We start from the raw sequence: 21,793 nt of genomic DNA on the forward strand, positions 1-21,793 counted from the left end.
CGCGCGTATCGGCCGATAGGCGCGTTGATATTGGACGGAACGGGACGCGGCGGCTTGAATACCACCCATGACCACACCCAAGGACCACACACCGCCGATCCGCCGCCGCGGCCTGCTCATGGGCACCGGCGCCGCCGCGCTGGCGGCCACCGCGACCGCGGGCGGCATCGCCGCCGCACAAGAAGGAAACGCGCAGTCCGACGACGCCGCTCCGGCGGTGCGGCTGCGCTGGCTCGGCACGAACGCCTGGGAGTTCACGGCCGGGGCGGCGACGGTGCTCATCGACCCGTGGGTGAGCCGCTTCCCGACCGGCGCGTACACGCCCGAGGGGGCCGACCCGGAGACGAAGATCGAGGTCCACGAGGACGTCATCGACGAGCACCTGCCGAAAGCGGACACCATCCTCGTCACGCACGGGCACTGGGACCACATCGCCGACGTCCCGTACCTGGCCTCGCGCACCGGTGCGACGGTGCTCGGCAACGAGACGCACCTCAACCTCCTGCGCGCGATGGAGGCCCCCGAGGCCCAGCTCTCGCAGGTCCTCGGCGGCGAGCTCTACCAGTTTGGAGCAGGCACGGGCGACGGCTACACCGTGGAGGTGTTCCGGTCCTCGCACTCGGCCGCCGGGGAGCACAAGCAGATCCAGTTCGGCGGCACCCGCCCCGGCGCGGTTCCGAAGCGCCCCAAGAAGATCAAGGACCTCATCGAGGGCGGCAGCCTCACCTACCTGGTCGACTTCGGCGGCGTCTCGTTCTTCAACGCGGGCTCGGCGAGCTTCCACGAGCACGAGATCGCGCACCTGCGGCCCACCGCGGTGTTCGTGCAGCCCGGCGGCAAGCACACGCCGGACTACGTGGAGCGGCTGCTCGCGGCCACGGGCTTCCCGCCGTACGTGATCGCGACGCACTGGGACGACTTCGACAAGCCGCTGACCGAGCCGGCCGTCCCCGGCGGCGACCCGGCCAATGTGGAGAAGCTGCGCGAGCGCGTGGCCGCCGCGAGCCCCGACTCCGAGTTCCTGGTCATCGACCACCTGGAGAGCCATGACTTCTGAGGTCACCGTCCGCTGGCTGGGCACCAACGCGTGGGAGGTCACGGGCAACGGCGCCACGGTCCTCGTCGACCCGTACGTCTCGCGCACCTACACGGGCGCGACGAAACCGGGGCAGTTCGACCCGGAGACGCCGATCGCGATCGACGAGGCCGCGATCGACGAGCACATCGGCGCCGCCGACTCGATCCTCATCACGCACGCCCACTTCGACCACATCGCCGACGTCCCGTACGTCGCCGAGCGGACCGGGGCGACGGTGCTCGGCACCGAGACGCACCTGAACCTGCTGCGCGCCATGGGCGCCCCGGCCGAGCAGCTGTCGCTCGTGGCCGGCGGCGAGCTGTATCAGTTCGAGGGGTACGCCGTCGAGGTCTTCCGCTCCTCGCACGGCGTCACCGGCAAGCACAAGAGCCTGCTGTTCCCGGGCACCCGCCCGGGCGAGGCCCCGCGCAAGCCCGAGAAGATCAAGGACCTCGTGGAGGGCGGCAGCCTCGCCTACCTGGTGGACTTCGGCGGCGTCTCGCTGTACTTCAACGCGGTGCCCTCGTTCCACGAGCAGGAGGTCGCGGGCATCCGGCCCACGGTGCTGTTCATGCAGGGCGCCAACCGGAACTACCCGGACTACGAGGAGCGGCTGTTCGCGGCGGTCGGCAGCCCGCCGTACGTGATCCCGACCCACTGGGACGACTACGAGGAGCCCTTGAACGAACCGGCCGTGGACCTCTTCGGCGGCGCGGCCCTGGGGGAGCAGGTGGCCCTGCACAGCCCGGACTCGCAGTTCGTGCTGCTGGACCACCTCGAGTCGTTCACGATCGAGGGCTAGATCCAGCCCTGCTCCCAGGCGTGCTGGGCCGCGGCGTGGCGGGTCTTCTTGTCCAGCTTGCGCATCGCGGTCGACAGGTAGTTCCGCACGGTGCCGGGGGCGAGGTGCAGCTGGGCGGCGATCTCCTCGATCGTGCCGCCGCCCCTGGCCGCGCGGAGCAGGTCGAGCTCCCGTTCGGTCAGGGGCGAGCGGTCCTCGGTGAGGGCCGTCGCGGCGATCTCCGGGTCGATGTAGCGGCGGCCCTGGCTGATGTCGCGGATGATCTGCGCGAGCCGCTCGGCCGGGGTGGTCTTGGGGACGAACCCGGAGATGCCGGCGGCCAGGGCGCGGCGCAGCACGCCGGGGCGCGCGTGCCGGGTCACGAGCATGACCTTGACGTCGGGGTTCGACTCACGGATGCGCATCGCGGCCCACAGGCCGTCCTGCGGCGGCATCTCGAGGTCGAGCACCGCGATGTCGGGCAGGCGCGACGCGGCGAGGGTCACGGCGTCGGCCCCGTTGTCGGCCTGGGCGATCACGGTGATGTCGGCTTCGAGTCCGAGCAGCACGGCCAGCGCTTCGCGCACCAGCGTCTCGTCGTCGGCGACCAGGAGGCGGATCATCGCCGGGCCCGCTTCGGCACGACCCGCCGCACCGGCACCGCGCGCCGGGGCCGAGCCGCCCGGCGCTGCGGCGGCACCGGAGCCTGCTGCGGCGCCTTCGGCACCGTGCCCTTGAGCGTGAACCGGTCGCCGTCGTGGACGTGCTCGACAGTGCCGCCCGCTTCGGTGAACCGGTCCTTGAGCATCGTCAGGCCGTTCCCGCCCCCGGTGGGCGAGGGCGCCCCGTTGTTCGTCACCGTCACGGTGACCTGCGCGTCGATCTCCACGATGGACACATCGGCGGCGGTCGGCTCGGCGTGCCGGATCAGGTTCGTCGTCGCCTCCCGCACGAGCAGGCCCAGCAGCTTCTCAGTGTCCTCGTCCAGCGACGGCGGCGCGTCCGGTACCGTCGCCTGCACCCCCGCCGACTCGAGAATCCTTGCGGCCGAATCGATCTCATCGGCCAGCGCGACCTTCCGGTACCCGCCCACGACCTCCCGCGCGTCCTTGAGCGCCGCCCGCGCCAGCTCCTCCACCGCCCGCATCTCGGCCTCTGCCCGCTCCGGATCGACCGTGACGAGCCGCCGCGCCACCTGCGCCTTCAAGGTGATCGCCTGCAGGTTCCCGCCCTGGATGTCGTGCAGCTCGCCGGCGAACCGCAGCCGCTCCTCCGCGACCGCCAGGTCCCCGGCCAGCTCACGGGCCCGCTCAAGTTCCTGCGCCACCTGGTAGTGCCACACCTGGCACACGACCCCGGTCGCGATCGTCGGCACCAGCACGATCGTCATCACCACCATCTCGGGGGCGACCAGGCCGAACCGCGCCAGCAGTCCCACGACCGCCGCCGCACCGACCGACCCGAACCCGATCACCCGGGCCCGCCTCCCGGGGCGCGCCCACAGGCTCGCCTCCGTCAGGAGCAGACCGGCGGGGGCCGCCCAAGCCGGACTGATCTGCCCCGACCGCAGCTCCCAAGCCGCGCCCACCAGCAGCAGCACCGACGCCAGCGCCCACAGCACGCGACGGCGCCACAGGTCCCGCCCGTGCCAGTGCAGCGCCAGCGCCGCCGTGCACAGCACGACCGACGCGGTCGCCGCCCCGGCCGCGACCGGCAGCCCGCCGTACGCCAGCGGCGAGTTCGCGAGGAACGACGCGGACATCAACAGCGCCAAGGGGCCGGAGCCGATCACGGTGGCGAAGGTGTACGTGCGCAGTCGGCGCAGATTCCGCGCGGACGGCTCAGGTTCAGGGGGCACCCCGAGATTCAACCACCCCGGCCCCGAATGACATTTGTCAGACCGGCCGCACACGTCCGTCACCTGGACCGATGCGGTTACGGCACTACCTGCGGCCCTTGCGAACCCGCAGGATTGCACCCATGAACGCCATCACCCACCAGCCGGCCCCGCCGGTCGAGGTCCGCGACCTCACCTGCCGGTACGGCGCCTTCACCGCCGTCGACCGCGTGTCCTTCACCGTCGGCCACGGCGAGCTCTTCGCGCTCTTGGGCACCAACGGCGCGGGGAAGACCACCACCCTCGAGACCGCGATCGGCCTGCGCCGCCCCGCCTCCGGCACCGCCCGCGTCCTTGGCCGCGACCCCGGCCGGCACCGCCGCGAACTCGCCGGCGCCGTCGCCGTCATCGGCCAGGAGACCGGCTTCGCCGACGACCTGACGGTCGCCGAGACCTTGAAACTCTGGACCGACCTGCACCGCCTCGCGCCCCGGGCCGAACTGCTCGAACGCGTCGACCTCGCCCACCGGGCGCAGGTCCGCGTCGGCGCCCTCTCCGGCGGCGAGCGGCGCCGCCTCGACCTCGCGCTGGCCGCCGCCACCGACCCCGAGGTGCTGTTCGCCGACGAGCCGACCACCGGCCTCGACCCCGCCTCCCGGCGCCGCACCTGGGGCCTCCTGCGCGAGCTCACCGAGCAGGGCACCGCGGTCGTCCTCACCACCCATTACCTCGACGAGGCGGCCGAACTCGCCGACCACGTGGCCATCATGGACCGCGGCCGCATCGTCCGCTTCGGCACGGTCGCCGAGATCACCGCCTCCTACGAGGCCCGGATCACCGCCCGCCCGGAGCCGTTCGACCCGATCGCCCTGCCCGCGCTGGCCGGGCGCACCGCGATCGCGGACGGCCGCCTGACCGTGCGCACCACCGAACTCCAGCGCGACCTCCACCGCCTCCTCGACTGGGCGGCCCGCGACGGCGTGGCCCTCGCCGACCTCAAGGCCGAACCCGCCACATTGGACGAGATCTTCGCCGAACTCGAGACCGAACCCGCCGACCGAACCGGAGCCCTCCGATGACCGCACTCACGCTCGCCGCCGCCGAGACCCGGCTGATCCTGCGCAACCGCACCGTCCTCGTCACCGCCGCGATCCTCCCGCTCCTCCTCGGCATCTCGCTCGCGAACTCGCCGGTCACCGCCGGGGCCGGGACGGCCGGCGCGCTCGCGGCCACGCAGCTCGCGATGCTGCTCATGTTCGGCCTGTTCATGACGATCACGATGACGCTCGCGGCCCGCCGCCAGCAGCTGTACCTCAAGCGCCTGCGGACCTCCCCGGCCTCGACGGCGTCCATCGTGGCCGGACTGGCGAGCCCGCTGGCGCTCATCACCCTGGTGCAGACCGCGATCGTGCTCGCGGTGACCGCCTGGGAGTCCGGGTCCGCCCCGGCCCACCCCGAGCTGCTGGTCCTCGCGTTCGCGAACGGCGCGGTCACCATGGCGGCCTTCGGTTTCCTCACCGCGTCGTTCACCAGGTCGCCGGAGGCCGCGCAGATCACGGTGATCCCGGGCGCGGCGGTGTTCATGATCGGCGCGTTCTGGACCCTCGTCCCCATGGACGGCCCCGGCGGGGTGCTCCGCTCGGCCATCCCGGGCGCGGCCCTCACCGAGCTGACCACCGTGGCCTGGGACGGCACCCCGGACGGGTACCTGGCCGCGATCGCGCAGCCGCTCCTGCTCTCCACGGCGGTGGCCGTCGCCGCCGCGCTCGTCGCCGCCAGGCTCTTCCGCTGGCAGCCCCGGTCCTGAACCGCCGCAACGAAAGGCCACCCGTGTTCCTCGAAGAGTTCAAGAACTCCCTGCTCTACGCGAAGCTCCCTACGCACTGGGCGGTCGAGGCCGCCGTCGCGGCCACGACGTTCGCGGTCATCGCCGCCGCCCTCCTGCTGCTGGACGCCGGCGACCGGACCGCGATGGTCCTCGGCGCGGCCGCGGTCGTCTGGTTCGGTTCCCGGATCGCGATTGTCGCGGTCAGGGCCCGGCGCTCAGGCCCGCCGATGGGGCCACGCCGCATCGACTGAACAGCTGATTTACCAAACCGTTGCCGGCCATGCCTTGCCGCCCGGCCCTGGTGGGCCATAGCTTGAAAGCATCGCGGCGAACGCGATCGGACCCCCCGTCCCCCGTGCACTCCGGTGCCCGCTCCCCAGATCCGGGGGAGCGGGCGCCGGCCTCGTTTCCGGCTGGGACCGGCCCTAGGCCGGGGTGCAGGTCACCTTCGGCGCCGCGCTCGGTCCGGAGGCGGTGAACCCGAAGGCCTCCCGCGACTGGCCCGCCGCGACGGACCCGTTCCAGCCCACGTCATCGGCGGTCACCACCGCCCCCGCCTGGGACCGGTCCACATTCCACGACGAGCTGATCTGCTGCGAGCCCGGCCAGGTCCACTTGAGGCTCCAGCCGCTCAGCGCCGCATTCCCGGCGGTCACGTCGACCCGGCCCTGCCAGCCCGAACCCCAGTCGCCCACCACCGTGATCACCGCGGTGCAGCCGCTCGAAGGCGGCGGCGTGGTCGGCGGCGGGGTCGTCGGGGGCGGTGTGGTCTCGCCGGTCCCGCAGCCGGGGCTCGTGTTGGTCTGCGTGAGCAGCCCGAGCCGCCACGGCAGGCTGTTGTAGTCGCCTGAGGCGTTCGGATCCATGCCCTGGTACAGGTACCGCATGTTGCAGGGGTTGATCTCCATCTTCTGGTTCACCCCGGCCCGGATCATCTCGCCGTGGCTGATGTCCTTCGTCCACACCCCGCCCGGGAACGTCACATTGGACGCGGCCGCGAACGGGTTCGCGACGGTGTCCGCCAGCGGCGTCCACGGCCCGGCGATGCTCGTCGAGGTCCACGACCGGAAGTACCGGCCCGACCCGATGGCCTCCACGATCAGCAGGTACTGGTTCGTGCCCTGCACCTTGTAGATGTTGCTGGCCTCCCACAGCGCGTACTTGTTGCTGTCCTGCATGGCGATCACCGGCTGGCTCATGCCGTTCGGGAAGTTCGCGACCGAGGTCTGGGACCGGTAGAGGTGCCCGTTGTCGTCGGAGGAGAACAGGTGGCAGTTGACGTCGTCGCAGGTGACCCACATGTCGACCCAGTAGCCCGAGCCGATGTTGTCCTTGATGATCTGCGGCATGCCGGAGTAGAAGTGCTTCGGCGCGGTCCACCCGCTCGGGTTCGCGATGTCCGCGTTGGTGGAGTAGGCGGCGTTGCCGTCCTGGTAGACGAGGTACCACAGGCCCTGCGGCTCGTAGTAGAACACCTCGGGCGCGGCCCGGTAGCCGGTGCCGATCCCGGACCGGTCCAGGTAGTAGTGGGTCGCGTTGGCGGCCTGGTTCCAGTCGGTGAAGCTGAAGTACACCATGTTGTACCCGGCCGAGTTCGCGATGGACGCGAACACGTGCCACTTGCCGTTGTGGAAGACTACCGAGGGGTCCTTCAGCCCGGCGATGTTCGGGTGGGCCGAGTCGGGCTTGGGGCCGGCGAGGGCCCCGCTGGAGCTCCAGGTGAAGCTGGCGGGCAGGGCCTCGGCCTGCACCGGGGCGGCCGCGTCCTCCTCCGCGTTCTGGGCGTGGGCGGTGAGCCCGGCGCCCATGGTGGCGGCCAGTGCGGCGGCGAGCAGCGCGAAGCGCACCGCCCGCAACCGCGTTCGGACAGAGATGCTCATGTCGTTCTCCTTGGGATGTAAGGCGTCCACGTCCAGAACCGAAACTTTCGGGAGGTTCCGGAAATATCGTGACCGCATGAACAGGTTACCGATAAACATCGACGCCTGTAAATGCCTTCGGCTCTCCCGCGTCATTCCGGAACTTCCGGAGCGCCGCACCCCCGGGTACAGTCCAGCCATGACCGTCATCGACCCCCAAGGCCGACCCGAACCGCCCGCCGACGGCGACGAGGCGGCCACCCTCATCGGCTTCCTCGAATTCCAGCGCGCCACGCTCGCCTGGAAGACCGCCGGCCTCGACGCCGCCGCACTCGACACCACCGTCGCCGCCTCCACCATGACCCTCGGCGGCCTCCTCAAGCACATGGCCTACGTCGAGACCAGCTGGTTCTCCCGCTCCCTCTTCGGGCGCCCGATGGGCGAACCCTGGGACGCCGTGGACTGGGACGCCGACCGCGACTGGGAATGGCACTCCGCCACCGCCGACACCCCCGAGGAGCTGCACGCCGTCTGGCGGCGCAGCGTCGAGGGCGCGCGCGTCCTCACCGAGGAGGCACTGGGGGACGGCGGTCTGGGACGGCTCGCGCACCGGGCCTGGCCGGACGGGCGGCGTCCGTCGCTGCGGTGGATCCTGTGCCACATGATCGAGGAGTACGCGCGCCACAACGGCCACGCGGACCTCATCCGCGAAGCACTGGACGGCGAGACCGGCGAATAGCGAATCCCACTGGAACAGTCTGCAATGGAGGTGGGAGCCCCGGCCGCGGGTGCGCGCTGAATGCTTGTCCCGCAGGCCTTCAAACGGCGACTCGGTTGCGCTACGCTGCGTGTGCGTCACCCGGCCGGGCGGCTCTGTGGCGTGAATTGCCAACGCAGAGAGGACCTTCCATGCGCCGGACCACCGCACGATTGCGCCTTGTCAACGTCCTGACCGCTCCCGCCGCGCGGGCGCGGCACGACCCCTACCGGTTCTTCGACCGCCTCCTCGACTCCGAGCGCTCGGCGAACGCGGGCGTGGGCCTGACGGCCGAGGACGAGGCGGAGCTGCAGCTGCTGCGCCGCTTCCTCGGGTTCATCGCCGACGTCCCGTCCTTGAGCGGCGTCGGCTGGCTCTCGGTGCAGGACATGGTGAAGACCCGCATCCGCAACCGCTTCCTGGTACGGCGGCTGCAGGCGGAGCACCCGGAGGTGCGCGAGGAGCGGATCGAGGCGCCGGTGTTCGTGATCGGGCTGCCCCGCACCGCGACGACGCTGACGCACAAGATCCTGGCGAACGCGCCGGGCGGGCGCGGGCCGTACATGTGGGAGATGGACAACATCGGGCTGCCGCGCCCGGAGGAGGAGGTGGCGCGGCTGCGCCGGCAGACGCAGCGGCGGCTCGACCAGATCCTCATGCTGAGCCCGTCGTGGTCGCGGATCCACCCGGTGCGCGCGGACTGGGTGGAGGAGATCTACTTCCTGCTCAACCAGAGCCGCCTGCACAACACGATGGCGCCGATGCCGGAGTACGTGGAGTTCCTGCGCTCGTACGACGCGCGGCCGGACTACCGGTTCGTGCGGGACGTGCTGCAGATCCTGCAGTTCCGGCGCCCGGCGCCGCGGTGGATGCTGAAGCACCCGGACTGCCTGGGGGAGACGGCGGCGATCCACCACGTGTTCCCGGACGCGAAGTTCGTGTGGACGCACCGGGACCCGCACACGGTGATGGGGTCGATGTGCTCGATGGCGGAGTCCCTGGGGTACCTGCACAACCACCCGAAGGCGGTGGACCCGAAGAAGATCGGCGAGGTGTGGCTCCAGATCCTCCCGGAGATGGTGGAGCGGGCGCGGCGCGAGCGGATCCAGATGCCGCGCGAGTCCACAGTGGATGTGGCGTACCACGCGATGATGGCGGACCCGTTCAGGTACGTGCCGGAGCTGTTCGACAAGCTCGACCTGAAGTGGACGGGCGCTGACGAGGACAACCTGGAGGAGGCGCTGAACCGCCCGCGGGACCAGCGCGGCCACGAGTACTCGATGGTGCACTACGGGCTCGACCCGGCGATGGTCGACGACGCGTTCGGGGACTACGGGCTGTTCGTGGACAACCTGACGGCGAGCGCGCGCTGACCGGTCATGCGGTGTAGTCGAGACTGGTGAGGGCGACGCCGCGGAACGCGGCGAGCTTCTCGGCCTCGGCTTCGATCGCCTTGCATTCGGGCGCTTCGAGATCACGCCAGGGTTCGACGGTGACGGTGAACTTCTTGCCGGATTTGCGGGGGCGCCAGACTCCGGCGATGCCGCCGTCGACGAGGACGGCGCCGGGCCTGCCGAGGACGGGCCAGAGGGCTTTGACCTTGGCGGGGTCGGTGACGAGCGTGGCGCGGTCGCGGGCCTGGAGGTAGAGGTCGTAGGGGCCGAGCAGCCGGGTTCCGGAGGCCTCGGCCGCTTGGAGCGCTGGGAGGTCGGCTTCGAGCATCCACCGGGTCTCGCCCTCGGCGCCGTCGTCGACCGTGACCTCGACGGCGTCGGCGGGCCAGTGGGCCTTGACCTCGCGGACGGGGGCGTCGACGTACTCGGCGACCTGCTTGTGGGTGGCCGGGCCGAGCAGGTGCAGGTAGGCGCGGACGGGGTCGAGGCGGTCCGCGTAGGCGTCGGCCACGGTGAAGCCGGGCATGGGCTGCAGGACGGGCGGGGAGGTGTCGGGCAGGAGTTCGAGCCCCGCGCGGACCGCGGAGAGCCGGAAGGGCATCTCGTAGAGGTGCACGGCGTCGCAGGAGCGGCAGTACCGCTGGTACGGCTCGGGCATGGCCTCGTGCAGGCGGGTGGACATCTCGCCTTTGACCATGGGCTCCTTGACGATCGTGCGCATCTGGCCGGCGACGGCGTCGAGGGCGTCGAGGACGGGGATGCCGGCGTCCTTGAGGGGCTTGGAGGCGTCGAAGATCCGCTTGGCGGCATCGGCCTCGGACCAGGGGGCGACGGCGGCGGCGACCTGCGGGGCGTCGGCGCGCCGGTAGCAGTGCGGTGCGCCGCGCAGGGTCCAGAACCACACGAGGTCGTCGTGGTGCTCGGCGGCGGCGCCGAGTCCGGCGGTGTCGACGCCGCGCACCTCGAGGCCCCAGAGCGCCCCGTCGGGGCCGGTGTCCTGCACACCGAGGTCGAGGGCGGCCGTGTCGGCGATCGTCCCGCTCTCGCGGTCGAGCTGCTGTGCCTGGACGCGGTAGCGCTGCACCTGCTGGCGTTCGATCATGCCCCCACGCTATCTCCGGGGACCGACACACGGGGTTCCATCGGGCCGCCGAAACGCTTCGGATGCCGCGATGAATCCGCGCGGCCCGGATCGTCTACATGTGCAAGAGCCCGCCACCCCTCCTGAAAGAGGCCCGTCATGCCGACCTACGACCGCACCGCCGACGACACCGTTCTCGCCACCACCGCCGCCGAAGGCCCCGGCAAGGGCCTCGACGTCACCACCTGGGTGTTCCAGATCCTCCTGGGCGTCTTCATGATCGCCGCCTCAGGCGCACCGAAGCTGTTCGCCGTCGAGTCCGCCGCCGAGGGCTTCGACCTCATCGGCTGGGGCGACTGGTTCATGTACCTGATCGGCGCCCTGGAGATCGCGGGCGGCATCGGCCTGCTCATCCCGCGCGTCGCCGGGCTGGCCGCGATCGGCCTGGGCCTGCTCATGATCGGCGCCGCGATCTTCAACGTCGCGCTCCTCGACTACCCCGTCATCACCCCGCTGATCCTGCTGGTCCTGTTCGCGGGGATCGCGTGGGTCCGGCGATACCAGACGCAGCGGTTCTTCGAGCACGGCTTCAAGTCCGTGCAATGACCCCGCGCAACGAGGGCCGGTGGCACCGCCACCGGCCCTTTCGCGTGCCCGCTCCGCATCGCATGCAAGACACTCAAGGCACCTGCTAACATATGTTTGCAGGTATTGGAGGCCGCATGGACGAAGGCATCCCGACCGGGGACGACCTGGTCGCGCTCCTGGCGGCACTCGCCAGTCCGCACCGGCTGCGCGTCGTGGCCGCCCTCGCGGGCGGGCGCAACTACGTGAGCCAGCTGGCGCGCGACCTCGGCATCAGCCGGGCGCTGCTCCAGGTCCACTTGAAGAAACTCGAAGCATCCGGCCTGGTCACCTCCGCGCTCGAAGTGTCGGAGGACGGCAAGGCCATGCACTACTACGAGGTCGTGCCGTTCGCGGTGCACCTCACCCCCGAAACCGTCGAGCGGGCCTCGACGAGCCTCACCACCTAGAAGGGACGCAGCAATGAACGAGCACGAATGGCCGGAGGTCATCGGCGCGATCGGCATGTTCGCACTCCTCATCGGCGTAGTGCTCTCGCTGATCTGGCGCAGTGCGTTCATCAAACGCGTCAAACTGCAGTACCGGCACGACGACCAGTACAAGGAGCTCGCCGCGAAAGCCCAGGAGGGCCAGGTGAAGATCGCCGAGCAGCTCGCGGTCGTCAACGAGCGCCTTGCCCGCATCGAGGCCGGCAACGCCTCGATCGAGGAGACCCTCAAAGTCGTCGAATAGCGCTCGTCCAGAAGCGCACTGGCGTCGGCACACCGACGTCGAACCGGGCCGTGAGCGGTCCGGGCCGTCGAGCGGCAACTCGACGGCCCGGACCCGGGCCTCCACCGCCGGGCGGCAACCCGGCGACTTCCACCCGAGGGAACGCACCACCTCGCCGCACGCAAAGCCGCGGCGAGTTCCGCAGGAGCGCCCCCAGAACAGGAAAGCAGACCGTGCTGCACCACACGACCGCAGACCCCCACGCCCCGACCCCGCCGCACACCCGCCGCGGCATCGTCGCGGCCGTCGCCGACTGGTCCGCCCGGCACCGGGCCCTCGCCATCGGCGGCTGGCTCGCACTCGTCGCCCTCGCCGTCCTCTCCGGCGCGATCCCACTGGGGGAGCAGGCCCGCGCGACCGACCCCGGCGAAGCGGGCGTCGCCGAGCAGCGCATCGACGCCGCAGGCGGCTACGCCGTCCGCGAGAACGTCCTCATCACCGGCCCCGGCACCGACGCCGCCGTCACCGACCTCGTGACCGCGCTCGAATCCATTTCCAGTGCCGCCTCCGGCGCCGCCCCCGAAGCGGTGGCCGACATCGGCTCCCCGCTCAGCGAGCACGGCGAGCGCTGGCTCGCCGACGACGGCGCCGCCCTCGTCACCTTCGCCATCCTCGGCCCCGACGCCGAATACGACGCCAACTACCGGGCCGTCCTCGACGCCGTCGCCGCCGTCCAAGCCGACCACCCCGACACCGAACTCCTGCAAGCGGGCGACGCCACCCTCTCCGGCGCCGTCGACGCCGGCATCAAAGACGACATGCACCGCGCCGAGACCACCTCGCTGCCGCTCACCGTCCTCGTCCTCCTCGCCGTCTTCGGCTCGATCGTGGCCGCCGGACTCCCGCTGCTCCTCGCCGCCACCAGCGTCGCCGGCGCCTTCGGCCTCCTCGCGCTCCTCGGCCACTGGCTCCCCTTCAACGGCGCCGGCTCCGCGATCGTGCTCCTCATCGGCATGGCCGTCGGCATCGACTACTCCCTGTTCTACCTGCGCCGCTTCAGAGAAGAACGCGCCGCCGGCCACGACCCCGACACGGCGCTGCGCACCACCGCCCGCACCTCCGGGCACGTCGTCGCCGCCTCCGGCCTCACCGTCATCGTCTGCATGGCCGGACTCCTCATCACCGGCATCGACGTCCTCAAAGGACTCGCGCTCGGCACCGTCCTCGTCGTCGCCCTCGCCGTCCTCGGCTCCATCACCGTCCTCCCCGCCCTCATCGCCACCCTCAGGCACCGCGTCGACGCCGCCCGCCTCCCCTGGATCGGCAAGCGCCGCATCAAAGCCGAACCCTCCCGCCTCTGGGAACGCATCGCCGCCCACGTCGTCCGGAGGCCCGTCCTCACCGGCGGCCTCGCCGCCGTCCTCCTCCTCATCGCCGCCACACCCGTCCTCGGCCTCCGCCTCCAAGACGCCGCCGTCACCGCCAGCCTCCCGCCCGGCACCTCCACCGCCGCCGACAACGCCGTCACCATGCAGGAGCACTTCCCCGGATCCGCCACCAGCGCCCGCGTCGTCATCACCCCCGACGACGGTCACCCTCTCGACACCGCCGCCCTGGAAACCGCCGTCGAACGACTCCACGCCGCGGCCGCCGCCAGCGACGGCCGCCTCCTCGAACCCATCACCACCACCAGCCTCGGCGACGCCCTCGTCATCCGCGTCCCCCTCGCCGGCGACACCACCGGCCCCGAAGCCGACGCCGCCCTCGCCCACCTCCGCGACCACGCCCTCCCCGCCGCCCTCGGCCACACCGACACGCAGACCGCCGTCACCGGCAAGACCGCACTCCCGCACGACTTCACCCAACAGCTCACCACCCGCACCCCCTGGGTGATCGCGTTCATCCTCCTGCTCGCCTTCGCCCTCCTCGCGGTCACCTTCCGCTCCTGGGCCCTCCCGCTCGCCTCCATCGCCCTGAACCTCCTGTCGATCGGCGCCGCCTGCGGCGCCCTCACCTGGGTCTTCCAAGGCGGCCACTTCGAGGACCTCCTCGGCTTCACCTCCTACGGCGGCGTCGTCAGCTGGATCCCGATCTTCATGTTCATCATCCTGTTCGGACTGAGCATGGACTACCACATCTTCGTGCTCTCCCGCGTCGCCGAACGCCGCCGGGCCGGAGCCGCCGGACGGGACGCCATCGTCGGCGGCATCGCCGCCAGCGCCGGCGTCGTCTCCAGCGCGGCGCTCATCATGACCGGTGTCTTCTCCGTGTTCGTGACCCTCTCCGCCATCGAGTACAAGATGCTCGGCCTCGGCATGGCGCTGGCGATCCTCCTCGACGCGACGGTCGTGCGCGGCGTCCTGCTCCCGGCGGCACTGGCGCTCATGGGCGACCGCGCCTGGGGCCGGGCGCTGCACTGAAGGGCCGCAACGAAAAAGAGGGGCCGCCCAGTTTGCAGGCTGGGCGGCCCCTCGCTGGAGTGCGGTCGTTGCCAGGCGTCGGCGTGCGCGGCGCGGCGGCGGGCGAGCACGGTGACGGCGATGCCGCCGGCCATGAGCACCGCCCGAACCTGAAGCCGGCCTTAAGTCACCTGAAGTCGACCCCAGGATTCGCGGGCGACGCCGAAGGGGCGCGCCGAGCCGATCGCGAAGCGGTCGCAAGTGAGGCCAAGCGGGCACTGGGTGTGTGCCGGACCCCGGCCCGATGCGGTGTCTGCTAGAAACCTCACATGGCTGAGAAAACCGGATTGCCCCTGCGCAGAAGTCTCGCGAACACCCCGCCGCTCGCCGCCGGCATACTCTTCGGCATCGGTCTGGCGATCGCCACCGCCGCCGTGTGGGCCGTCCAGGAACTCGGCACCGTCATCACCGCCCTCATCGTCGCCGCGTTCCTCGCGGTCGGCCTCGAACGCATCATCAGCGGAATGACCAAGCGCGGCATGCCCCGCTGGCTCGCGATGACCATCCTGTTCCTCGGCGTCGCCATCGTCCTCTGCGGCGGCATCGCCGCGATCATCCCCGCGATCGTCCGCGAATCCGCCGAGTTCGTCGAGAATGCCCCCGGCTACTACGAGACCTTCATCAACAGCCGGCTCGTCGACAGCTTCGGCGGCAAGGACGGCCTGCTCCAGCGCGCCGAAGGCGCACTCACCGCAGGGAACATGACCAAGGCGCTCGGCGGCGTCGCGGGCGGCGTCGCGTCCTTCTTCGGCGGTCTGGTGTGGACGATCACCACGATCCTGCTGACCATCTTCATCCTCGCCGCCTACGTCCAGCTGCGCAAAGGCGTGATCCGTCTCGTCGCCGCCTCCCAGCGCGAGCAGACCGAGCGGATCCTCGAAGGCATCCTCCGCCAGATCGGCGCCTACCTCATCGGCGCCCTCGCGATCGGGGCGCTCGCCGGCATCTCGTCCTGGATCTTCATGGCCATCGTGGACATCCCCTACGGCGCGCTGCTCGCGCTCCTGGTCGCACTGCTCGACCTCATCCCGCAGATCGGCGCGACCATCGGCGCCGTCGTCGTCACTCTCGTCGCCCTCGCCGTCTCGCCCATGACGGCCGTGGCCTCGGCGATCTTCTTCGTCGCCTACCAGCAGTTGGAGAACTGGGTCATCTACCCGACGGTCATGCGCAGCGCGGTGAAGGTATCGAACCTCGCGGCGATCGTCGCCGTGCTCGTCGGCGGCACCCTCTTCGGCGTCGTCGGCATCGTCCTCTCGGTCCCGATCTACGCGGCGATCCGCCTGATCGGCAAGGAGCTCGTGCTCCCGCGCCTCGACAAGTCCTGACCGGACCCGAACGCGACGAGGCCGGAGGCGCATACCCGCACGCGCCACCGGCCTCGTCTTCGCATCCAGGATAGGCCGCCCGTGCAAGCCCGCCCGCTCTGACCTCCCCGAACGTTCGGCATCGGCCATCGAGGCCACGCCGCGGGCGAGACCGCGGCCTGCGGGAGCCGGGACTCAGCCTGCAAGAGCAGGGCGCTTCCGCTTGGGGCTTGAGGCGGGACGGGTTTAGAGTCGACGCGAGAGACCTTGGGGGACAAGGACTCCACCCCGATGGAAGGACACCCCGATGGGCGACGGCGACACCACGATCTACGAGCGGATCGGCGGCGACGGCACCCTGCGCGGGACCGTCGACGCGTTCTACGGCTCAGTGCTCCACGACCCGGTCCTGCAGCCGCTGTTCGGCGCCGGCGCTGCTCACCACGTCGACCACCTCACCGCATTCCTCGCGGAAGTCTTCGGCGGCCCGGCCCGGTACACGGACGAACTCGGCGGCTTCGACACGCTCCTCACCGCCCACCGCGGACTCGCCATCACCGACGAGCAGCGCGCCCGCTTCATCGAACTCTTCGACCGCGCGGTCACCGAGCACGGCCCCGCCGACGACGAGCTCCGCGCCTCGCTCCACGAATACATCGTCTTCGGCACCGAAGTGGCGCAAGTGAACTCCCACGCAAAGGGTGATGACGACCTGCACCCGTGCCAGGAAGTGCCGCACTGGCCGTAACGGGTGCGCCAGGCCACGGGGCGCTGCCGCACTGGAGCCGGCCCGCCGTGTTCAGCCCGACTCCCTGCGGCGCGGGCCGGCGCGCGGTGCCGCGCGTAGGGCATGCCCCTTCCCACCCGCATCCGCCTCCGACCAACCGAAAAGGACCACACTCCCACATGGGTCCGACATTCGGGTGTTCGTACAGGTCAGTGCAATATTGCTGCGGTCAGCCCGTGGCGAGCTTGGCCGCGAAGGCGATCATGACTGCGCCGACGAGGCCGTTGCCGGCGGCGGCGAGGCGCCTGCGGCGGCGGAAGGTCTGGGCGAGGCCGTTGCCGGCGACGATGAGCGTCGACAGGTAGACCATCGAGCAGATCTGCAGGATCACGAAGAGCACGCCGTAGCTGAGCACCGGGTACGCGTAGGCCGGGTCGACGAACTGCACGAAGAACGCGACGAAGAACAGGATCGCCTTCGGGTTCAAGAGGCTCGCGATGAGCGCCCGCACGAACGGCCGCTCGTTCGCCGCGCCCGCGTCCAAGGTCTTCGCCTCCAGCGGATCGCCCCGCCGCACCGCGCGCCAGGTCTTCCAGCCGCCTCGAAGCAGCCCGAACGCCAGGAACGCCAGATATGCGACGCCCGCCCACCGCACCAGGTTGTACAGCACCGGCGAAGCCGCGAACATCGAAGCGAGACCCGCAGCCGAGGCCACCATCAGCACCGAATCGCCGAGGAACACCCCCGCCGCGGCCTGGAACCCGGCCCGACGCCCCTTCCTCGACGCCACCGACAGGACATAGAGGGAGTTCGGGCCCGGCAGCAGGATGATGAGCACGGTGGCGACGACATAAGTCCACAGATCGACGGTGCCGAACACGGGCGGTTCCTCTCAGGGGCCGAGCAGTCGAGCGGGAGGGGCGGGCGGACGCAGCGCGTCCTGCGAAACCTGGCCAGTCTAAGGCCGCCGTGAGCTCGGCGGCAACCGTGATCTCGTTGCCGCCGACGACGGAGACGTAGCAGCGGGCGACGGACCCGGCAAAGGCAACGGCCTTGACGGTGCCGACCTGATAGAGCGTGACCATCGTAGGGTCGATGAGGCTGCGGCCGGGTTCGATGGAGAGGCGCCGTGGGTCTGGGCGGAGTCGCCCTGGGCGTCGCGGCCGCCCGGCATGGACGTCGAGGTGCCTTGGTATGGCATGTGGCATATCACCGGTCACATGGCACCGGCGCGGACTCCGGTGTCGCTGATCCTCCTGCGGTAGGTGACATATCAATGGCCGCGCGACCCTGGTCGGGCTCAGCTGCCGCCGCTTCGGCGCTGGCGCACCATGCCTCGAAACAGCTCCTTCGGGCTCGGCGCCGGAGGCAGTGGCTCTGAGCCGCTCTCCGAGAACGCCCGCAGCATCTGGCCCACCAGCCGCTTCGACGCCGCCGCACCCGCGTCACCGACCGCCCCCAGCACCCCCGCATTGGCCATCAACAGGATCGGCAGGTCCTCGGGGGAGAAGTCCTCCCGCAGGCGCCCCTCCCGCTTCGCCCGGCCGATCAGCTCCGTGAACGCCTCGAACGCCTCCTGGCGCTGGCGTTCGAGCACCTTCGCCGTGCCGTAGTTCATGGTGAGGACCTCCGCGAACCCGCGGTTGGCGGCCTGCAGCGCGCAGACGGTCTCGACATAACCCCGGAACCCCTCCCAGGCGCTCTCCGCATCCCGCGCGGCCACCGCGGCGTCCCGGTTGCGCTGCATGGCGTCCTCGAAGACCGCCGTGATGAGGTCCATGCGAGTGGGGAACCGGCGGAAGAGCGTCGCGATGCCCACGCCGGCCGCCCGGGCGATGCCCGCCATGGACGCACTGAGCCCTTCGCGCCGGTAGACCTTCCGAGCCGCCTCGACGATCCGGTCGCGGTTCTGCTCGGCGTCGCTGCGCAGCCGCCGGGCACGCTTGCACATGCCGCTCTCAGAGCTCGGTTCCATGACCACATCCTAACCAAGTGGAGTGACCTATCCGCTTATGCTGCTACACTCGGCAGCGAATAACGGAAAGACCGCTCCACTTACTGAACGGCCCCCGAACCACCCGTCTCGCAGGGAGATACCGCCCCCATGAACGTGTTCCTCTGGATCCTCCAAGGCCTGCTCGCAGCCGCCTTCCTCGTCGCCGGCACCATGAAGGCGACCCAGCCCAAGGAGAAACTCGCCCCGAAGATGGGCTGGGTGAACGACTTCTCCACCGGAACGGTCAAGCTCGTCGGCATCGCCCAGCTCGCCGCCGCGCTCGGCCTCGTCCTGCCCGCCCTCACCGGCATCGCGGGGGTCCTCACGCCGCTCGCCGCGGTCGGCCTGGGCCTGATCATGCTCCTCGCCGCGGTCTACCACGTGCGCAAGGGCGAGTACTCCAGCATCCCCGTCAACGTCGTGATCCTCGTCCTCGCCGGGATCGTCGCCTGGGGCCGGTTCGGCCCGTACGCCTTCTAGCCGGCCCGAACCGCGTTCACGCTGCGGCGCCCGCCCGCAGGCGCCGCAGCATCCTCGCGTCCGCGAAGCCGACCGCCCGCGCCGCCGATTCGACCGTGGCCCCCTGACCGATCAGGTGCTCCGCCCGCTCGAGACGCAGCAGCGACTGGTACCGCAGCGGCGTCAAGCCCGTGGCCTCCGCGAACCGCCGAGTGAGCGTCCGCTGCGAGACGCCGGATGCGGCCGCCAGCTCGGGCAGCGGCAGCGCCTTCGTGAATTGGGCGTCGATCCGGTCCTGCACCCGGTGCACCGTGTCCGACAAGTGCGAGCGGTGCCGCAGCATCGCGCTCGCCTGCGGATCGTCCCCGTTGCGGCGCGCGTAGACCACCATCTCCCGCGCCACCTTCGCCGCCAGCGCCGGTCCGTGCCGCACCGCGACGAGATGCAGCGCCAGGTCGATGCCGCTCGCGATCCCCGCCGAGGTGATCACGCGGTCGTCCTCGGTATATAGGACGTCACGTATCACTGCGGCGTCAGGGAAGCGGCGCGCCAGCTCCTCCTGCAGGTCGTGGTGCGTCGTGCACCGCCGCCCGTCGAGCAGGCCCGCCTGCCCGAGCGCGAACGCGCCCGAGCAGACGCTCGCGACCGTGCCTCCGCGCCGATGATGCTCGAACAGGTTCCGCGCCTGGGACGCCGAGAGCCGCGGGCCGCCCGCGGTCCCGGGGGACCGCCAGCCCGGCACCATGACCAGGTCGTCGGTGCCGAGCTGCGGCCACATGGTCTCGGCGTTCACCGAAAGCCCTTGGGCCGTGGCCACTTCGGGCTCGTCCGCGACATACCGGAGCCGGTAGTCGGGCGAGGCGCCGGAGTCGGAGAGCACGTCTGCGGCGGTCGAGAAGACCTGCGCCGCGCCCGCCAGATCGAGCAGGTGCAGCTTGGGCACCAGCAGGAAGACCACCTCGGACACCGCGCCCCCTCAGCATTCAGTCGGAAGGACGATCCTGCCACTCGCGCACCAGCGCGTCCACTCCCGTCACTGTCGCGAACCGCCCCGCCAGCGCGTACTCGGTCCGCTCGATGATCGCGTCCGTCCCCAGCGTGCGCGGGTCCGCGAGGAGCTCCTCCAGGCTCCGGTCCTGCGGGGCGTCCCGGTGCGGGATCGGGTTGGTCGCGGTCGCGTCGGTGACGAACACGGTCCGGTAGCCGAGGTCGGAGGCGACCCGCGCGTTCGTCTCGCAGCACTGCTCGGTGCGGATGCCGGTCACCACGACCTCGCCGACGCCGTGCTGGGTGAGGATCTGCTGCGCGTTCGTGGTGGTGAAGGCGTTGTGCGAGGTCTTGAACAGTTCCGGTTCGCCCGCAAGGGGTTTGAGCCCGGGCAGGTATTCGACGAAGCCCCTCGCGGGGTCGAACACGTTGCCGGTGTCCGGTTCGACATGACGGATCCACACCACCAGGTCGCCCTTGTCGCGGGCGGTCTCGACGAGCGGATTGATCTTGTCGACGATGTCGGGGTTCGAGATCGCGGCCCAGATGGGTCGCCGGCGGAAGGATTCCTGGACGTCGATGACGAAGAGTGCGGTTCTCATGCGGTCAATCGTCGTTCCCCGGAGGCCTTGCGGCCAGGCACGATCGCGTCCCGCTGCGGACCGATCCGGTCAGCTTTCGCAGGAGGTATGGCCGTGCCGCCCGACCTCCGCGACCCGGTCTTGACCCGGTCGGGCTGCGGAGGTTCAGACGGCACGGCGGCTTCGGGGGGGTCCTTACAGCGTGCCCAGCGTCCGCAACCCCGGCAGCGCCCTGCCGTCGAAGTCGAACAGGGCCTGGTTCTCCCAGCCGTTGCCGCTGGTCGGGTCGGCCGGGTCCCAGCCGGCGCCGGCGACGCCGGTCCAGGTGGCCTCCCACCAGAACAGGCCCTTGCCGAGCCCGTCCGGCACGGCCTTGACCACGTCGGCGATCGCCTCGATCCAGTACGACTGGTTCTCCGGGCTCGACGGGAAGCCCGGCACCGGCTCGGGGTCGGTCATGATGTTCGCGAACCCGTCCGAGTCGCCGGTGGTGAACGGGTATGCCGTCTCGACCAGGTACAGCGGCTTGCCGTACCGGACGGCCAGGTCGTTCAGGTTCGCGGCCAGGCCGGAGAGCTCGCCGTGCCAGTACGGGTAGAACGACGCGCCGATCGCGTGGAACGGCACGCCGTTCGCGACCGCGTTGTCGAAGAACCACTGGAACGCGCCGCTGTTGCCGCCTTCGGCGAGGTGCAGGATCGTCTGCGCCTTGGGGAGGACGTCGGCCACCGCGTCGCAGCCGGCCGTCAGGAGCCCTGCCATCTGCTCGAGCTGGTCCCAGCGCCCGTCCGGCCAGATGAGTCCGCCGTTGGTCTCGTTGCCGATCTGCACGAGCCCCGGCTTGACGCCGGCCCGCTTGAGCGCGCCGAGCACGTCGGCGGTGTGCTCGTACACCGCGGTCTTCAGCTCGGCGAAGCCGAGACCGGCCCAGGCCGCGGGCTTGTACTGCTTGCCCGGGTCGGCCCATGTGTCCGAGTAGTGGAAGTCGACGAGGAGGTCCATGCCGGCGCGCTTGGCGCGCTTGCCGAGTTCGACGACCTGGGTCTTGGTGTTGTAGCCGTCGGCGGGGTCGACCCACACCTTGGCGCGGATGCAGTTGACGCCGTTCTCGGCGAGGATCGTGACGGCGTCGCCGCGGCGGCCGTCGGCCCGGCGGTAGACCGCGCCGTAGTCCTCGTTCTTGATCAGTCCCGAGATGTCGGCGCCGCGCACGAAGCGGGACCTGCCGGGGCACTCGGTCGGAGCGGCCGAGGCGGTGGTCGCCGTGGCGGCGGCGGCGCCGACGGCGGCCGCACCGGCGGCGGTGAGCGCGGTTCTGCGTTTCATGGCTTTCCTATCGAGGAGTCGGGGGAGGCGGGCGGGCCCC

At 70.9% G+C, this 21,793-nt stretch carries 23 protein-coding genes and 1 pseudogene; 14 read left to right on the forward strand and 10 right to left on the reverse strand.

Features of this window, described 5'->3' with window-relative positions; all coding sequences use genetic code 11:
* The first annotated feature begins 67 nt into the window (after positions 1-67).
* Together O2L52_RS03010 and O2L52_RS03015 are read left to right on the forward strand one after the other, a co-directional pair.
* A complete protein-coding gene (locus tag O2L52_RS03010; protein ID WP_270113824.1) occupies positions 68-1,057 on the forward strand; it encodes an MBL fold metallo-hydrolase in 990 nt (329 codons plus the stop codon).
* Positions 1,047-1,880 (forward strand): MBL fold metallo-hydrolase, encoded by an 834-nt coding sequence (locus O2L52_RS03015; RefSeq protein WP_270113825.1) that lies wholly within the window; start codon positions 1,047-1,049, stop codon positions 1,878-1,880. The genes O2L52_RS03010 and O2L52_RS03015 overlap by 11 nt, the downstream gene beginning before the upstream one ends.
* On the opposite strand, the gene O2L52_RS03020 is transcribed toward O2L52_RS03015, so the two are convergent.
* Positions 1,877-2,482 carry a response regulator transcription factor gene (locus O2L52_RS03020; RefSeq protein WP_270113826.1) on the reverse strand — a complete coding sequence of 202 codons (606 nt, stop codon included), beginning with the start codon at positions 2,480-2,482 and terminating at the stop codon, positions 1,877-1,879. The two genes, O2L52_RS03015 and O2L52_RS03020, sit on opposite strands and share 4 nt — an antisense overlap.
* Complete coding sequence (locus O2L52_RS03025) at positions 2,479-3,717, reverse strand: sensor histidine kinase (RefSeq protein WP_270113827.1); 1,239 nt, start codon at positions 3,715-3,717, stop codon at positions 2,479-2,481. Before O2L52_RS03025 ends, O2L52_RS03020 begins: the two co-directional genes overlap by 4 nt.
* A 122-nt stretch (positions 3,718-3,839) precedes the next feature.
* On the opposite strand from O2L52_RS03025, the gene O2L52_RS03030 reads away from it, so the two are divergent.
* The 3 genes from O2L52_RS03030 to O2L52_RS03040 are packed head-to-tail and all read left to right on the forward strand — an operon-like array spanning position 3,840 to position 5,775.
* Positions 3,840-4,775 carry an ABC transporter ATP-binding protein gene (locus tag O2L52_RS03030; protein WP_270113828.1) on the forward strand — a complete coding sequence of 312 codons (936 nt, stop codon included), beginning with the start codon at positions 3,840-3,842 and terminating at the stop codon, positions 4,773-4,775.
* Positions 4,772-5,503 carry an ABC transporter permease gene (locus O2L52_RS03035; RefSeq protein ID WP_270113829.1) on the forward strand — a complete coding sequence of 244 codons (732 nt, stop codon included), beginning with the start codon at positions 4,772-4,774 and terminating at the stop codon, positions 5,501-5,503. The genes O2L52_RS03030 and O2L52_RS03035 overlap by 4 nt, the downstream gene beginning before the upstream one ends.
* Positions 5,504-5,526: 23 nt before the next feature.
* The gene (locus O2L52_RS03040) at positions 5,527-5,775 is read left to right on the forward strand and encodes a hypothetical protein (protein ID WP_270113830.1); all 249 of its coding nucleotides are present in this window, start codon (positions 5,527-5,529) and stop codon (positions 5,773-5,775) included.
* Positions 5,776-5,949: 174 nt separating this feature from the next.
* Here O2L52_RS03040 and O2L52_RS25395 read toward each other — a convergent pair whose 3' ends face one another.
* Together O2L52_RS25395 and O2L52_RS03045 are read right to left on the reverse strand one after the other, a co-directional pair.
* A complete protein-coding gene (locus tag O2L52_RS25395; protein WP_344474431.1) occupies positions 5,950-6,231 on the reverse strand; it encodes a cellulose binding domain-containing protein in 282 nt (93 codons plus the stop codon).
* 84 nt (positions 6,232-6,315) lie between these two features.
* Positions 6,316-7,263 (reverse strand): annotated as a pseudogene (locus O2L52_RS03045) (non-reducing end alpha-L-arabinofuranosidase family hydrolase); the annotation flags it as partial.
* Positions 7,264-7,582: 319 nt separating this feature from the next.
* Between O2L52_RS03045 and O2L52_RS03050 the strand changes: the two are divergent.
* Both O2L52_RS03050 and O2L52_RS03055 read left to right on the forward strand, forming a co-directional pair.
* Positions 7,583-8,122, forward strand: a complete 540-nt coding sequence (locus O2L52_RS03050; RefSeq protein WP_270113832.1) for a DinB family protein — start codon at positions 7,583-7,585, stop codon at positions 8,120-8,122.
* Positions 8,123-8,292: 170 nt separating this feature from the next.
* Positions 8,293-9,513: a sulfotransferase family protein gene (locus O2L52_RS03055; protein ID WP_270113833.1), complete on the forward strand. Its 1,221-nt coding sequence runs from the start codon at positions 8,293-8,295 to the stop codon at positions 9,511-9,513.
* 4 nt (positions 9,514-9,517) lie between these two features.
* Here O2L52_RS03055 and O2L52_RS03060 read toward each other — a convergent pair whose 3' ends face one another.
* Positions 9,518-10,636: a DNA glycosylase AlkZ-like family protein gene (locus O2L52_RS03060; RefSeq protein WP_270113835.1), complete on the reverse strand. Its 1,119-nt coding sequence runs from the start codon at positions 10,634-10,636 to the stop codon at positions 9,518-9,520.
* 138 nt (positions 10,637-10,774) lie between these two features.
* Between O2L52_RS03060 and O2L52_RS03065 the strand changes: the two genes are divergently transcribed.
* From O2L52_RS03065 to O2L52_RS03090, 6 genes are all read left to right on the forward strand, one after another.
* A complete protein-coding gene (locus O2L52_RS03065) occupies positions 10,775-11,221 on the forward strand; it encodes a DoxX family protein (RefSeq protein WP_270113836.1) in 447 nt (148 codons plus the stop codon).
* 116 nt (positions 11,222-11,337) lie between these two features.
* Entirely contained in the window at positions 11,338-11,649 is a 312-nt protein-coding gene (locus O2L52_RS03070) for an ArsR/SmtB family transcription factor (RefSeq protein ID WP_270113837.1), read from the forward strand.
* A gap of 13 nt (positions 11,650-11,662) precedes the next feature.
* Entirely contained in the window at positions 11,663-11,932 is a 270-nt protein-coding gene (locus tag O2L52_RS03075; protein WP_270113838.1) for a hypothetical protein, read from the forward strand.
* A 212-nt stretch (positions 11,933-12,144) separates the two neighbouring features.
* The gene (locus O2L52_RS03080; protein WP_270113839.1) at positions 12,145-14,331 is read left to right on the forward strand and encodes an MMPL family transporter; all 2,187 of its coding nucleotides are present in this window, start codon (positions 12,145-12,147) and stop codon (positions 14,329-14,331) included.
* 308 nt (positions 14,332-14,639) lie between these two features.
* On the forward strand, positions 14,640-15,698 hold the full coding sequence (locus O2L52_RS03085) for an AI-2E family transporter (RefSeq protein ID WP_270113840.1): 1,059 nt from the start codon (positions 14,640-14,642) through the stop codon (positions 15,696-15,698).
* A 286-nt stretch (positions 15,699-15,984) separates the two neighbouring features.
* Entirely contained in the window at positions 15,985-16,425 is a 441-nt protein-coding gene (locus O2L52_RS03090; protein WP_270113841.1) for a group II truncated hemoglobin, read from the forward strand.
* A gap of 208 nt (positions 16,426-16,633) precedes the next feature.
* On the opposite strand, the gene leuE is transcribed toward O2L52_RS03090, so the two are convergent.
* Complete coding sequence (gene leuE / locus O2L52_RS03095; protein ID WP_270113843.1) at positions 16,634-17,284, reverse strand: leucine efflux protein LeuE; 651 nt, start codon at positions 17,282-17,284, stop codon at positions 16,634-16,636.
* 420 nt (positions 17,285-17,704) lie between these two features.
* Entirely contained in the window at positions 17,705-18,379 is a 675-nt protein-coding gene (locus tag O2L52_RS03100; RefSeq protein WP_270113844.1) for a TetR/AcrR family transcriptional regulator, read from the reverse strand.
* Positions 18,380-18,508: 129 nt separating this feature from the next.
* On the opposite strand from O2L52_RS03100, the gene O2L52_RS03105 reads away from it, so the two are divergent.
* Positions 18,509-18,880: a DoxX family protein gene (locus O2L52_RS03105; RefSeq protein WP_270113845.1), complete on the forward strand. Its 372-nt coding sequence runs from the start codon at positions 18,509-18,511 to the stop codon at positions 18,878-18,880.
* Positions 18,881-18,896: 16 nt separating this feature from the next.
* On the opposite strand, the gene O2L52_RS03110 is transcribed toward O2L52_RS03105, so the two are convergent.
* The 3 genes from O2L52_RS03110 to O2L52_RS03120 all read right to left on the reverse strand — a co-directional run bounded on the left by O2L52_RS03110 (position 18,897) and on the right by O2L52_RS03120 (position 21,753).
* Positions 18,897-19,826 (reverse strand): GlxA family transcriptional regulator, encoded by a 930-nt coding sequence (locus O2L52_RS03110; protein ID WP_270113847.1) that lies wholly within the window; start codon positions 19,824-19,826, stop codon positions 18,897-18,899.
* Between the two features lie 16 nt (positions 19,827-19,842).
* On the reverse strand, positions 19,843-20,448 hold the full coding sequence (locus tag O2L52_RS03115; RefSeq protein ID WP_270113848.1) for a cysteine hydrolase family protein: 606 nt from the start codon (positions 20,446-20,448) through the stop codon (positions 19,843-19,845).
* Between the two features lie 174 nt (positions 20,449-20,622).
* Positions 20,623-21,753, reverse strand: coding sequence for a glycoside hydrolase family 53 protein (locus tag O2L52_RS03120; RefSeq protein WP_270113849.1), 1,131 nt, complete (start codon positions 21,751-21,753; stop codon positions 20,623-20,625).
* Positions 21,754-21,793 lie beyond the last annotated feature (40 nt).

It is taken from the genome of Glycomyces algeriensis (assembly GCF_027622855.1).
Classification (GTDB): Bacteria; Actinomycetota; Actinomycetes; order Mycobacteriales; family Micromonosporaceae; genus Glycomyces; species Glycomyces algeriensis.